The organism is Nonomuraea sp. NPDC004702 (assembly GCF_053601695.1).
Map to the genome: position 1 here is coordinate 63,938 of NZ_JBSGCE010000014.1, position 13,057 is coordinate 76,994.

Annotated in this window: 11 protein-coding genes and 1 pseudogene; 10 read left to right on the plus strand and 2 right to left on the minus strand. The window is 70.8% G+C overall.

What is annotated here, in order from left to right:
- Positions 1-17: 17 nt before the first annotated feature.
- Positions 18-1,406 carry a glycosyltransferase gene (locus ACWEJ6_RS19315; RefSeq protein ID WP_452425094.1) on the minus strand — a complete coding sequence of 463 codons (1,389 nt, stop codon included), beginning with the start codon at positions 1,404-1,406 and terminating at the stop codon, positions 18-20.
- Between the two features lie 236 nt (positions 1,407-1,642).
- On the opposite strand from ACWEJ6_RS19315, the gene thrC reads away from it, so the two are divergent.
- From thrC to ACWEJ6_RS19340, 5 genes are all read left to right on the plus strand, one after another.
- On the plus strand, positions 1,643-2,701 hold the full coding sequence (thrC, locus tag ACWEJ6_RS19320) for a threonine synthase (RefSeq protein WP_364324843.1): 1,059 nt from the start codon (positions 1,643-1,645) through the stop codon (positions 2,699-2,701).
- 44 nt (positions 2,702-2,745) lie between these two features.
- Complete coding sequence (thrB, locus tag ACWEJ6_RS19325; protein ID WP_452425097.1) at positions 2,746-3,651, plus strand: homoserine kinase; 906 nt, start codon at positions 2,746-2,748, stop codon at positions 3,649-3,651.
- Positions 3,652-4,105: 454 nt separating this feature from the next.
- Positions 4,106-6,145: a transcription termination factor Rho gene (rho, locus tag ACWEJ6_RS19330; protein WP_452425099.1), complete on the plus strand. Its 2,040-nt coding sequence runs from the start codon at positions 4,106-4,108 to the stop codon at positions 6,143-6,145.
- Positions 6,146-6,288: 143 nt separating this feature from the next.
- Positions 6,289-7,554, plus strand: coding sequence for a sensor histidine kinase (locus ACWEJ6_RS19335; RefSeq protein ID WP_449921914.1), 1,266 nt, complete (start codon positions 6,289-6,291; stop codon positions 7,552-7,554).
- A gap of 10 nt (positions 7,555-7,564) precedes the next feature.
- Positions 7,565-8,200 (plus strand): response regulator transcription factor, encoded by a 636-nt coding sequence (locus tag ACWEJ6_RS19340; protein WP_358283423.1) that lies wholly within the window; start codon positions 7,565-7,567, stop codon positions 8,198-8,200.
- Positions 8,201-8,240: 40 nt separating this feature from the next.
- Here ACWEJ6_RS19340 and ACWEJ6_RS19345 read toward each other — a convergent pair whose 3' ends face one another.
- The gene (locus ACWEJ6_RS19345; protein ID WP_452425102.1) at positions 8,241-9,320 is read right to left on the minus strand and encodes a hypothetical protein; all 1,080 of its coding nucleotides are present in this window, start codon (positions 9,318-9,320) and stop codon (positions 8,241-8,243) included.
- Positions 9,321-9,540: 220 nt separating this feature from the next.
- Here ACWEJ6_RS19345 and rpmE point away from each other — a divergent pair, with 220 nt between their 5' ends.
- From rpmE to ACWEJ6_RS19370, 5 genes and pseudogenes are all read left to right on the plus strand, one after another.
- Entirely contained in the window at positions 9,541-9,759 is a 219-nt protein-coding gene (gene rpmE / locus ACWEJ6_RS19350) for a 50S ribosomal protein L31 (protein ID WP_352320396.1), read from the plus strand.
- Positions 9,760-9,844: 85 nt separating this feature from the next.
- Positions 9,845-10,897, plus strand: coding sequence for a peptide chain release factor 1 (gene prfA / locus ACWEJ6_RS19355; protein ID WP_452425104.1), 1,053 nt, complete (start codon positions 9,845-9,847; stop codon positions 10,895-10,897).
- Positions 10,894-11,748, plus strand: coding sequence for a peptide chain release factor N(5)-glutamine methyltransferase (gene prmC, locus ACWEJ6_RS19360; protein WP_352320399.1), 855 nt, complete (start codon positions 10,894-10,896; stop codon positions 11,746-11,748). The genes prfA and prmC overlap by 4 nt, the downstream gene beginning before the upstream one ends.
- Position 11,749: 1 nt before the next feature.
- Complete coding sequence (locus ACWEJ6_RS19365) at positions 11,750-12,406, plus strand: L-threonylcarbamoyladenylate synthase (RefSeq protein WP_357971048.1); 657 nt, start codon at positions 11,750-11,752, stop codon at positions 12,404-12,406.
- An 88-nt stretch (positions 12,407-12,494) separates the two neighbouring features.
- Positions 12,495-13,057 (plus strand): annotated as a pseudogene (locus ACWEJ6_RS19370) (hypothetical protein); the annotation flags it as partial.

Below are 13,057 nucleotides of genomic sequence, written 5' to 3' on the forward strand. Positions count from 1 at the left end.
CGTCCCGCGGGCGGCGGTCAGTTCGGGCGCAGGGCCGACTTCAGCCGCCTGAACAGGGTGTTCTCGGCGGACTCGGCCGGGACCGCGACCGTCGCGGGGATGGTGACCGGCTCCGGCTGCGGCGGCGCGGGCCAGTAGCGGTCCGGCGGCTCGTGACGCACGCCGTGCGTGGTGTCGATGACCTCGTCGAGATCGGCGCCTGGACCGGCGAGCAGCAGCGCCCGGCCCAGCGCCGAGGTGCGTTCGAGCCGGGCCGTGCGCCCGTCGGGCAGATCGACGACGAGCACCCCGGTCAGGTCCTTCTGCACCGACTCGACCATGCGCTCCAGCGTCGCCCGGTGCAGCGGCACGTCCACCGGCCCCCGGTAGCGGAACGGCGTGGGCGCGGGCGTCGGGGCGGCCTCGTCGATGAGCCGGATGCGTTCGTCGTGCGCGCACAGGTCGCGCATGAGCCGCAGCTCGAAGCACGGGTCCGACAACACCGCGCGCCGCCCGTCGTCGAGCCGCGACCACGGGCCCACCAGCGTCAGCACGACGTCCTGGAGCTTGCCGTCCAGGGCCGCCGTCACCGCCCGCCGCACCACCGACTCGGAGGTGTCGGTGACGTCCAGCACGATCTCCACGTACGGCACCAGCCACCGCCGCCCCCGGTCCTTGCGCAGGTCCCGGCGGAGCGGGATCCGGTGCGCCAGGTACGGCTCCACCGCCCGCACGGCCCGCTCCCGGTCGCGGTGCTGCGCCGGCAGCCCGAGGTGCACCGCCTGGGCGGCCCGGTCGGGCACGAACACCACGCCGTGCATGGCCAGCCGGTAGGAGAACTCGGTGTCCTCGCCGCGCACCACGGTCGGGTCGAGCCCGCCCACGGCGTCGAAGACCTCGCGGGGCAGGGCGAAGGTCGGCCCGGTGCACACGTGGTACGGGTTGCGGCTGCTGCGCAGCCCGTCGGTCTTCTCGATCGTCGCCTCGGTCGAGCTCGACACGGCCCCGGCCAGGTCGAACACCTCGTCCAGGCGCTCGGCGCGGAAGACCTGCCGCGCGGTGACCGGCGGCGCCTCGACGAACTTCTTCATCCCGATCGTGACCAGGTAGTCGGTCACGTGGTGCCAGCGGGCCAGGGCCTCGATGTGCTCGCGGCAGGCGACCATGTCGGCGTCGAGCCGCTGGATGATCTCCCCGTCGGCGGCCTTGGCGCCGGTGTTGACCGCGTTGGAGATGCCCCAGCCGTCGCGTACCGGGACGATCCTGGTGTTGACCGGCCGGATCTCCGGCAGCCGGACGGGCGGCGCGCTTCCGTCGTCGACGACCAGGACCTCCATGAGATGGTCCGGGTACGTCTGCGCGGCCAGCGCGGCCAGCGTCAGGTCGAGTTTGTCCTGCCCGCCGTGCGCCGGTATCACCACGCTCACGGACAACCCCGGCGACCAGGCCCCGAGCTCCGGCGGCACTACTGGTGAATAGTCGTTCTGCCTCAAAGCAGGACGCGCGTTCATGGTGACCCCCTGCCGAGACCTTATCGGGAGATGCTGAGAATTTCCTGAATAGTGGCGCTGTCCAACGACCTGTCCACTCAGTGGACTCGGCTCCGCGCCCGCGCCGCGCACCCCGTACACTCGGTGGCCAACACCGCAGGTAGGGAGTCATCATGGGCAGGTCGTGGCGTGGCCTCATCGAGGAGTACCGAGAGCGTCTTCCGGTCACCACGAAGACGCCCGTCGTCACGCTCCTCGAAGGCGGCACCCCGCTCGTCCCGGCGCACCGCGTGTCGGCGCTGACGGGATGCGAGGTCTATCTCAAGGTCGAGGGGGCGAACCCGACCGGCAGCTTCAAGGACCGCGGCATGACCATGGCCATCAGCAAGGCGGTCGAAGAGGGCGCCAAGGCGGTCATCTGCGCCTCCACCGGCAACACCTCGGCCTCCGCGGCGGCCTACGCCGTACGCGCGGGGCTGACCTGCGCCGTGCTGGTGCCGAAGGGCAAGATCGCGATGGGCAAGCTGGCGCAGGCGCTGGTCCACGGGGCCACGCTGCTCCAGGTCGAGGGGTCGTTCGACGACTGCCTGGAGATGACCCGCAAGCTGTCCTCCAGCTACCCGATCGCGCTGGTCAACTCGGTCAACCCGTTCCGGCTGCAGGGTCAGAAGACGGCGGCGTTCGAGATCGTCGACACGCTCGGCGACGCCCCCGACATCCACTGCATCCCGGTGGGCAACGCGGGCAACATCTCGGCCTACTGGATGGGCTACCAGGAGTACGCCGACGACGGCGTCTCGACGAAGCGTCCGCGCATGTTCGGCTTCCAGGCCAGCGGCGCCGCGCCGATCGTCGAGGGCGCCCCGGTGACCCACCCCCACACGATCGCCACCGCCATCCGCATCGGCAACCCGGCGTCCTGGAACCTGGCCACCGCGGCCCGCGACGAGTCCGGCGGCGTCATCCAGGCGGTGACCGACCGGCAGATCGCGGCGGCGTACAAGCTGCTGGCCCAGGAGGAGGGCGTGTTCGTGGAGCTGGCCTCGGCGGCGAGCGTCGCGGGGCTGCTCCAGGCACACGCGCAGGGGCTCGTGGAGGCCGGGCAGCGCATCGTCTGCACCGTCACCGGCAACGGACTGAAGGACCCCGACTGGGCCATCTCGGGCGCGCCCGCCCCGGTGGTCATCCCCATCGACGTGCACGCCGCCGCCGCGGCGCTCAACCTCGCCTGAGAGGCGCACGGGGAGTGAGCGAACGACGAGAGAACCGTGAATCGATGACGACGGTGCGAATCCGCGTGCCGGCCACGTCGGCCAACCTGGGGCCGGGCTTCGACGCGCTCGGCCTGGCGCTCACCCTCTACGACGACGTGGAGGCCACGCTCACCGCCGAGCCCGGCGTGCGCGTGAGCGTGGAGGGCGAAGGCGCGGGCGAGGTCGACCTCGGCGAGGGACACCTCGTCGTCCGGGCGATGCGCGCGGCGTACGCCCGCATGGGGGCGCCGCAGCCGGCGGGCATCGCCCTGCGCTGCGTCAACCGCATCCCGCACGCCCGCGGCCTGGGCTCGTCCTCGGCCGCCGTCTGCGCCGGCATCCTGGCCGCCCGCGCGCTGAGCGACGGCGGCCTGTCCGACGACGAGGTCTTCGCGCTGGCCACCGAGATGGAGGGCCACCCCGACAACGTCGCTCCGTGCCTGGCCGGGGGCCTGACGGTGGCCTGGACCGACCACGCGGGAGCAGCGCGTATGGTGAAGCTGGCCCCCGACGAGAGGGTCCGTCCGGTCGTCGTCGTTCCCACGACGCGGCTGGCCACGGAGACCGCTCGGGGGTTGTTGCCGAAGGACGTGCCCCACAAGGACGCCTCCTTCAACGCCGGCAGGGCCGCGTTGCTGATCGCCGCGCTGACCTCGCGGCCGGAACCAGAGCTGCTGCTCGCCGCCACCGAAGACCGTCTCCACCAGCCCTATCGCGCGCCTGCCATGCCGGAGAGCGCGCGTCTGGTAGAACGTCTGCGTGCAGTCGGCGTGCCCGCGGTCGTTTCGGGGGCGGGTCCCACGGTTCTTGCGTTTTCGTCACCGGATACGCAGGATTTGATCGCGCCAGAAGTGGGTAATGACTGGCACATCCAGCAAATGGACGTCGACCCGGTTGGTGCGAACGTTCAGTTCCCCGAGACACGCTGATGCCTCTTTAGACCTTCAGGGAATAGCCGTGTGCGCTGGTGATGTTAGGCTGATAGCCGCACCAGATGCCCCCTTGGTGGGTGCGTGCTTGTCAGCCATACATCGCTGCATCATGCTTCACGTCGCGAGGCGTGAGCAGCGCGGCTGTCTCCCCGGAATCCGTTGCCTCCGGTTGGCCCACACCCGGTTGGCCCAACGTGAGGCGGCGACGACGGGGACCTGCGCGTTCGACGCACATCGACATCTGGTTGGCGACAGCAATCTGGGGGGTGTCAGCCACGCGCCACGGTCCTGTGGCGGCCTGGACGAACCCCTCCCCAAGAGTGGCGGCCGTCCGCGACAGCCGAAGATCGCAACGTGCACCCCGACCCGGTCTGTCCCGCCGGGTCGCAAGCACCTCCGGGACGCCCGGCAGAACAAAACCGGCGCCCGACCCCTGGGAAGGACCTTTTAGTTGAGCGACACCACCGAACTCCTCTCCGACGCACCAGGCTCTCAGCCCGCGTCCGGCGACACCCCCACCCGCGCCGCGGCCAAGCCTCGTGCGCGTCGCTCCGGCACCGGCCTGTCCGCCAAGGTGCTGCCCGAGCTGCAGAAGATGGCCGCTGAGCTGGGCATCAGCGGCACCGGGCGCATGCGGAAGAGCCAGCTCATCGCGGCCATCCAGGAGAAGCAGGGTGGCGCCTCCGGAGACGGCGCTCCGGCGGCAGCCGCGGTTGAGGCGGCGCCCGTCCTGACGGAGGCCGCGCCTCCCGTGGCCGAGCGGCCCACCCGTACGCGCAGGGAACGTTCCCGCACCAAGCCCGCCGACGAGGCCGCACCGCAGGCCGCCGAGCCGGTGGCCGCGGCCCCCGAGCCCGTGGCCGCGCCGGCCGAGCCGGCCGTCGAGCAGCAGGCCCAGGTCGTGGACGCCGGTCAGGCCGACACGCGGGGCGAGCGCGAGAGCCGTCGCGAGCGGCGCAGCCGCGGCGAGCGCCGTGAGCGTGGCGAGCGCAGCGACCGTGGCGAGCGCGGTGAGCGCAGCGACCGCGGCGAGCGTGGCGACCGTGCCGACCGCGGTGAGGGCGGCCGTGCCGAGAGCAGCCGCGGCGACCAGCGCGCCACGGACGCCGGCGGCAGGGGCGACCAGCGCGGTGACCAGCGCGGTGACCAGCGCGGTGACCAGCGCGGCGAGCAGCGCAGTGACCAGCGTGGCGACCAGCGCGGTGACCAGCGTGGCGGCGACCAGCGCGGCGGCGACCAGCGCGGCGGCGACGACGACGACCGCGGGCGTGGCCGCAGGGGCCGCTTCAGGGAGCGCAACCGCGGCCGTGGCCGTGACCGCTTCGACAGCACCGAGCCCGTCATCGGCGACGACGACGTGCTCATCCCGATCGCCGGCATCCTCGACATCCTCGACAACTACGCGTTCGTCAGGACCAGCGGTTACCTGCCGGGCAGCAACGACGTCTACGTCTCGCTGGCCCAGATCCGCCGCAACGGCCTGCGCAAGGGCGACGTCATCACCGGCGCGGTGCGCCAGCCGCGCGACGGCGAGCGCCGCGAGAAGTTCAACGCCCTGGTCCGCCTCGACACCGTCAACGGCATGGACCCGGAGCAGGCCCGCAACCGGCCCGACTTCAACAAGCTGACGCCGCTCTACCCGCAGGAGCGCCTGCGCCTGGAGACCGAGCACAACATCCTCACCACGCGGATCATCGACCTGGTCTCGCCGATCGGCAAGGGCCAGCGTGGTCTGATCGTCTCGCCGCCGAAGGCCGGCAAGACGATGGTGCTGCAGGCGATCGCCAACGCGATCACCCGCAACAACCCCGAGTGCCACCTGATGGTCGTGCTCGTGGACGAGCGTCCCGAAGAGGTCACCGACATGCAGCGGTCGGTCAAGGGCGAGGTCATCCACTCGACCTTCGACCGTCCGGCCGAGGACCACACCACGGTCGCCGAGCTGGCCATCGAGCGCGCCAAGCGCCTGGTGGAGCTGGGCCACGACGTGGTCGTCCTGCTCGACTCGATCACGCGACTCGGCCGCGCCTACAACCTGGCGGCCCCGGCCTCCGGTCGTATCCTGTCGGGTGGTGTCGACTCCACGGCGCTCTACCCGCCGAAGCGCTTCTTCGGCGCCGCGCGCAACATCGAGAACGGCGGCTCGCTGACGATCCTCGCCACGGCCCTGGTCGAGACCGGGTCCAAGATGGACGAGGTCATCTTCGAGGAGTTCAAGGGCACCGGCAACATGGAGCTCAAGCTCAACCGCTCCCTGGCCGACAAGCGCATCTTCCCCGCGGTCGACGTCGACGCGTCCGGCACGCGTAAGGAAGAGATCCTCATGGCCAAGGAGGAGCTGCAGATCGTCTGGAAGCTCCGCCGGGTGCTGCACGCCCTGGACATGCAGCAGGCTCTGGAGCTTCTCCTGGAGAAGATGAAGGAGACCAAGTCCAACGCCGAGTTCCTTCTGCAGGTGCAGAAGACCACGGTGAGCAACGACCGCGACTAGCGGCCACGTGCCTGAAGGGGCGGCGGGGAGGTTCTCCCGCCGCCCCTTTCGCGTGCCGAGGCGCCGAGGGTGGGGTTAACCCCACCTGCGGATCGGACGTCTGCTCCATTCACCCCGTCCGCGGCGCCGGGCAGGCTGGGGGCATGCGATCGGTGAGGCTGAAGGACAGGGTGCGGTTCGGGCCGAAGGGGCCGTTAGGGGTGCTGGTCGACCCGATGACCTGGCGGGCGGCTCCGTACCTGCTGGTCAGCGCGTTGTTCGGGATGGTCTGGTTCGTCGTGGTGACCCTGGCGACGACGGTGGCGGTGCCGCTGGTGATCGTCTGGGTGGGGCTGCCGCTGACGATGGCGACCGTGCTGATGTGGCGCGGCGGGGCGATGCTGGAGCGGCGGCTGATGGGGGCGGCGTTCGGGGTGCGGATCGCCGACCCGTACCGGAGCAGGCCCGAGGGCGGGCTGCTTTCGCACCTCACCTGGCTGCTGGGCGACAAGGCCACCTGGCAGGACCTCGGCTACCTCCTCATGCTCCTCCCGCTGGGCCTGGTGGAGTCCGCGTTGTCGCTGGCGCTGTGGACGGCGACGGCGGTGCTGCTCCTCGCGCCCCTGGCCCGCGTCCTGTACGTCCTGAGCGACGGGCGCACCGGCCTGATCATCGACGACTGGGCGGGCGTGCTGGTCGCGGGCGCGGCCGGCGTGGTGCTGCTCGTCGTGACGGCCTATCTCGTACGGGGCATGGCCTGGCTGCACGGCACCCTGGCCACGGTGCTGCTCGGCGGCAGCGAGGAGGAGCGGCTGCGGGCCAGCCGGGCCAGGGGGATCGACGCCGCCGAGGCCGAACGCCGCAGGATCGAGCGCGACCTGCACGACGGCGCGCAGCAGCGGCTGCTGTCGGTGGCGGTGGACCTCGGACGGGCGCAGGCCAAGTTCGACACCGAGCCGGAGGAGGCCAGGGCGCTGATCGTCCAGGCCCACGCGGGCACCAAGGCGGCCATCGCCGAGCTGCGCGACCTGGCCCGCGGCATCCACCCGGCCATCCTCACCGACCGCGGGCTCGACGCGGCGCTGTCGGGGCTGGCCGCGCGGGCCCCGGTGCACGTGGACGTCTCCGTCGAACTGGCCGAACGGCCGCCCGCCGCGGTGGAGAGCATCGCGTACTTCATCGTCGCCGAGGCCCTGACCAACCTCGCCAAGCACTCGGGCGCGACGGAGGCGTCGGTGGCGGTGTTCGGAGGCGACCGCGGCGTGGTCGTGGACGTGTGGGACAACGGCATCGGCGGCGCCGTCGTCACGCCGGACGGCGGGCTGTCGGGCCTGGCCGACCGGGCGGCGACCATCGACGGCGTGCTCGTGCTGCACAGCCCCGTCGGGGGGCCGACGATCGTGCGTGCGGAGCTGCCCTGCGAATGGTAGTCATGTGCACATGCGCGTGGTCATCGCCGAGGATTCCGTACTGTTGCGCGAGGGGCTGGCGCGGTTGCTCGCCGACGGCGGTTTCGAGACCGTCGCGGCGGTCTCCGACGGGCCCGCGCTGGTGGCCGCCGTCCAGGAACACGAGCCTGACCTGGCGATCGTCGACGTGCGCATGCCGCCCACCCACACCGACGAGGGGCTGAAGGCGGCGCTGAGGGTCCGCGAGGCCAGGCCCGACTTCCCGATCCTGGTCCTGTCCCAGTACGTCGAGGAGCGCTACGCGGGCGAGCTGATCGGCAAGGCCGTCGGCTACCTGCTGAAGGAGCGGGTGGCCGACGTGGCCGAGTTCATGGAGGCGGTGCGCGAGGTGGCGGCGGGCGGCACGGTGATCGATCCGGAGGTCGTCGTGCAACTGCTCAGCCGCAGGCGCAGGGGCGCGCCGCTCGACCTGCTCTCCCCCCGGGAGCGCGAGGTCCTGGCCCTGATGGCCGAGGGCCGCTCCAACACCGCGATCGCCTCCAGGCTGGTCGTCACCGAAGGGGCGGTGGAGAAACACGTGTCCGGCATCTTCGCCAAGCTGGCCCTCGGGCCCGCGCCCGAGGACCATCGGCGGGTTCTCGCCGTCCTGACGTATCTGGGTCGCTGATACGGCCTGCACCCGGGGTTGGGGATGCGGGCCGTACCCGCTACCTCACGTCCACGAACTCCTGCGGCGACAGGGAGGTGCGCGTCTTGCTCGTGCCGGGCACCTTGACCTGGAAGTAGCCGTCCTTCTTGCCCTTGAAGGTCTTGCTGTACTTGCCGGTCGAGGTGGCCTTGGCGTACCCCATGAACTTGTACGTCTTGGTGCCCTTGGCCTTGAAGTACACCTCGACGATCTTGTTCTTGTACGCCTTGGCGCCGCGGTAGACCTTGCCGTAGACCTTGAACGCGCGGCCCTTGGCGACCTTGTTCGGGGCCGAGATCGTCACCCTGGTCTTGGCCTTCTTGGACGCGCCGCCGGTGGGGGCGACGACCGAGAAGGACGCCTCGCCCTTGAGCGTCTGGCCGCTGCGGGTGGCGTACACCTCCAGCGTCCAGGCGCCCTCGGTGGTGTCGTCGGTGAAGTACGTGACGCCGCGGTAGTAGCTGTCCGACTCCTTGGCCAGCTCACCGAGGTCGTAGTACTCGCTGGTGGTGTCGCTGACGAGCTTGGCCGAGACCGTGCCCGCGTCCTTCACCGTCGCCTCGACCGTGACCTTGGTGTCCCTGCTCTTGACGAGCTGGACGGGGTCGGGGGTGACGTTCGCGCCGGAGATGCCCTGCTTGCCGGAGACCTTGACGGTGAAGGTGCTCGGGCTGCTTCCCCCGCCCGCGCGGGCGACGTTGACGGTGAGCTTCCAGTCGCCCGCCGGGTCGTCCTTGGTGATCGTCCACTTGCCGGTGATCGTCTTGTCGGGAGCCGGCGACGGGGTGGCGGTCGGGGTGGAGGTGGAGGTGGAGGTGCTCGGCGTGAAGTCGAACGACACCGTCTTGGCCGACTTGCCGGGCGGCTCGATGGACCCGGTCACGCCGGTGACGGTGTCCGGGTTCTTGAGCTTGAGCGTGACGGTGGCGTCGACGTCCTTCTCCAGCGGGACGTACGCGCTCGCCGACGCGTCGCCCGTGAAGTCGTCCGCCAGCGCGTACGCCGAGGCCGACGCGCCGGTGGCCGAGAGACCGGCGCCTCCGAGGAGAACGGCGGCCCCCGTGGCGGCCGCGAGGAGCAGCCGCACCCTTCTCTTCATCAGTTGGATGATCCTTTGGCTAAGTCCCATTTGTGGGAAAAGTGATGGTTTGTGCGAGGGAGCCTAGTGTGGCGCGTGCGGCCGCGTCATGAAGATCGCGGGAATGCCCCATGGCCTGGGCAGGTTGCACGATCTGGCACACTGGTAGCTGACCATTTTGCGGTTCCGGTTCACGCCATGCGTGAAGGCGACCCGGCGGCCGCAGCCCGAAAGGACAGCCATGAAGCCCGACATCCACCCCGATTACCACGTGACGCAGGTCTCCTGCTCCTGCGGCAACACGTTCACGACCCGCAGCACCGCCAAGAACGGCGTCATCCACGCCGACGTGTGCTCGGCCTGCCACCCGTTCTACACGGGCAAGCAGAAGATCCTCGACACCGGCGGCCGGGTGGCTCGCTTCGAGAAGCGCTTCGGCAAGAAGGCCACGGGCAAGTAGCTTCACCGACGCCGACCCGGCCGCACCACGTGCGCCGGGTCGGCGTTGTTGGTGAAACGGCATTCAAACCACTGAAGGACCCACGGTGAACCTCGACGAGTTGCTCAAGGAGTATTCCGAGCTGGAGCTGCAGCTTGCCGACCCCGCCGTGCACGCCGACCAGAACAAGGCCCGCACACTCGGCCGGCGCTACAGCCAGCTCACCCCGATCGTCAGCACCTACCGGGAGCTCGACATGGCCCGCGAGGACCTCACGGCGGCCAAGGAACTGGCCGGCGAGGACGAGGGGTTCGCGGCCGAGGCGGCCGAGATCGAGGAGCGCATCCCGCAGCTTGAGGAGAAGCTCAAGCACCTGCTCATCCCGCGCGACCCCAACGATGACAAAGACATCATCATGGAGATCAAGGCGGGCGAGGGCGGCGAGGAGTCCGCGCTGTTCGCCGGCGACCTGCTGCGGATGTACCTGCGTTACGCCGAGCGCCTCGGCTGGAAGACCGAGATCATCGACACCCAGCCCTCCGACCTCGGCGGCTACAAAGACGTCACGGTCGGCATCAAGGCCAAGGGCGACGAGGGCGTGTGGTCCAGGCTCAAGTTCGAGGGCGGCGTCCACCGCGTGCAGCGGGTGCCCGTCACCGAGTCCCAGGGCCGCATCCACACCAGCGCCGCGGGCGTGCTGGTCTACCCGGAGGCGGAGGAGGTCGACGTCCAGATCGACCCCAACGACCTGCGCATCGACGTCTACCGCTCCAGTGGTCCCGGTGGCCAGAGCGTCAACACGACCGACTCGGCCGTGCGCATCACCCACCTGCCCACGGGCGTGGTCGTCTCCTGCCAGAACGAGAAGAGCCAGCTCCAGAACAAGGAGTCGGCGATGCGCATCCTGCGTGCCCGCCTGCTGGCCGTGGCCCAGGAGCAGGCCGACGCCGCGGCGCAGGCCGAGCGCAAGTCGCAGGTCCGCACGGTCGACCGTTCCGAGCGCATCCGCACGTACAACTTTCCCGAGAACCGGATTTCCGACCACCGCGTAGGCTTCAAGGCGTATAACCTCGACCAGGTTCTCGACGGCGAGCTCAACGCCGTCACCCAGGCACTCATCGACGCCGAGATGGCGGAGAAGCTCGCACAACACTCATGACATTTCTGCTGGACGAGATCGCTCTGGCCACCGCCCGGCTCGCCGAGGCAGGTGTGCCTTCGCCGCGCACCGACGCGGAGGAGATCGCGGCGTTCGTCCACGGCGTGCGCAGGAGCGAGCTCCACACGGTCAAGGACTCCGACTTCGACGCGCTGTTCTGGGAGGGCATCGCCCGGCGCGAGGCGCGTGAGCCGCTGCAGCACATCACCGGCCACGCCTACTTCCGCTACCTGGAGCTCGCGGTCGGCCCCGGCGTGTTCGTGCCGCGGCCGGAGACCGAGGTCATGGCCGGGTGGGCGATCGAGACCCTGCGCGCCATGGACGTGACGGCGCCCCTCGTCGTCGACCTCGGCACCGGCTCGGGGGCCATCGCGCTGTCGATCGCCCAGGAGGTCGCGCTCGCCGAGGTGCACGCCGTCGAGGTCGACCCCGCGGCCTACACCTGGGCCAAGCGCAACATCTCCGAGCTGGGCCAGGGGCGTACGCACCTGCACCCGGAAGACCTCGCCGAAGCCCTTCCCGAGCTCAACGGCAAGGTCGACCTGGTGATCTCCAACCCGCCGTACATCCCGCCCGGCGCCATCCCGCGCGACCCCGAGGTCCGCGACTACGACCCCTCCCGGGCCCTCTACGGCTCCGGCGACGACGGCCTCGGCGAGGTGCGCGCGGTCGAACGCACCGCCCGCCGCCTGCTGCGTCCCGGCGGCTGGGTGGCCGTCGAACACGCCGACGAGCAGGGCAGGGCCGTCTATCTGACCTTCCCGGAGGACAACGGCTGGCGCGACGTCCGCCTGCGCCAGGACCTCACCCGAAGGGACCGCTTCGTCACGGCCAGACTCGGCCAGGACTAGGATGCACGCCGTGGGAAGACGCTTTGACTGCTCCGACCTCGACCAGCGCGCCGAGGGCCTGATCGAGGCCGCCACCGCCGTGCGCCGCGGCGAGCTGGTCGTGCTGCCGACCGACACCGTCTACGGCATCGGCGCCGACGCGTTCATGCCGCCGGCCGTCACCGCCCTGCTCGACGCCAAGGGCCGCGGCCGCGACATGCCGCCGCCCGTGCTCGTGGGCACCGTCAGAGCCGCCACAGCGCTCGTGGACGACCTCGGGCCCTACGGGCAGGATCTCATCGACGCCTTCTGGCCCGGGCCGCTCACGCTGGTCTGCAGGGCCAACAGGGCCCTTTCCTGGGACCTGGGCGACACCAAGGGCACGGTCGCCGTCCGCATGCCGCTCCACCCGGTCGCCCTCGACCTGCTCAAGGAGACCGGCCCGATGGCCGTCTCCAGCGCCAACCGCTCCGGCGCCCCCGCGGCGACGACGGCGGAGGAGGCCGAGGAGCAGCTCGGCGACTCGGTCGCGGTCTACCTCGACGGCGGCAAGACCACCGACAACACGCCCTCGACCATCCTCGACCTCACCACGGCGGTGCCCCGGATGTTGCGCCGCGGCGCGATCCCCGTCGAGAAGCTGCGCGGCATCATCGGCTACGTCGCCACCGACGACTGACGTATACCGTCTTTGCATCCCGGCTGCGGCGACGCCACGGCCGCGATTACCGTGAGTCCCGGAACGGCGACACGTCCGGGAGTGGCCCATGGGCAAGTTCGACGGCATGGATCCGCAGCTGGTCCGTGACCTGCTGACCGAGGTCAAGCACGCGTCCTCGGCGCTGCGCACGGCCGAGGACCAGGTCAGGGCGGTGCTGAGCCGTGCCGGGCTGTCCGCGCGGAGCACCCACCGTCCGGTCCAGGTGGCCGACTCCGCCGATCACATGGTCAAGGACGTCAACGCGCGGCTGGCCGTCCTGGAGAAGCGCGCCGACGGGAAGCTGGGCGACACGTCGAAGACGGGCGGCGGCGGCACGGCCGACGAGCCCAAGGAGTCGCCGGGCAGCCGCGACGACAAGTACGGCAACCCCCGCGCCGACGACCCGCCCAAGCACACCGATCCCGCCCACCCCGCCGACCCGAAGCCCACCCACCCCTCCACCCCGAAGGACCACGACCCGAAACCCACCGACCCACCCCCGAAAGCCCCCGACACCAAGCCCACGGACCCGCCCGCGTCGAGGGACCACGACCCCAAGCCGACGGACCCGCCCGCGTCGAGGGACCACGACCCCAAGCCGACGGACCCGCCCGCGTCGAGGGACCACAT

Coding starts and splice junctions, on each gene's coding strand:
- thrC (WP_364324843.1), top strand. CDS start 1,643: ATGGGCAGGTCGTGGCGTGGCCTCATCGAGGAGTACCGAGAGCGTCTT.
- thrB (WP_452425097.1), top strand. CDS start 2,746: ATGACGACGGTGCGAATCCGCGTGCCGGCCACGTCGGCCAACCTGGGG.
- ACWEJ6_RS19335 (WP_449921914.1), top strand. CDS start 6,289: ATGCGATCGGTGAGGCTGAAGGACAGGGTGCGGTTCGGGCCGAAGGGG.
- ACWEJ6_RS19340 (WP_358283423.1), top strand. CDS start 7,565: ATGCGCGTGGTCATCGCCGAGGATTCCGTACTGTTGCGCGAGGGGCTG.
- ACWEJ6_RS19345 (WP_452425102.1), bottom strand. CDS start 9,320: ATGAAGAGAAGGGTGCGGCTGCTCCTCGCGGCCGCCACGGGGGCCGCC.
- rpmE (WP_352320396.1), top strand. CDS start 9,541: ATGAAGCCCGACATCCACCCCGATTACCACGTGACGCAGGTCTCCTGC.
- prmC (WP_352320399.1), top strand. CDS start 10,894: ATGACATTTCTGCTGGACGAGATCGCTCTGGCCACCGCCCGGCTCGCC.
- ACWEJ6_RS19365 (WP_357971048.1), top strand. CDS start 11,750: ATGCACGCCGTGGGAAGACGCTTTGACTGCTCCGACCTCGACCAGCGC.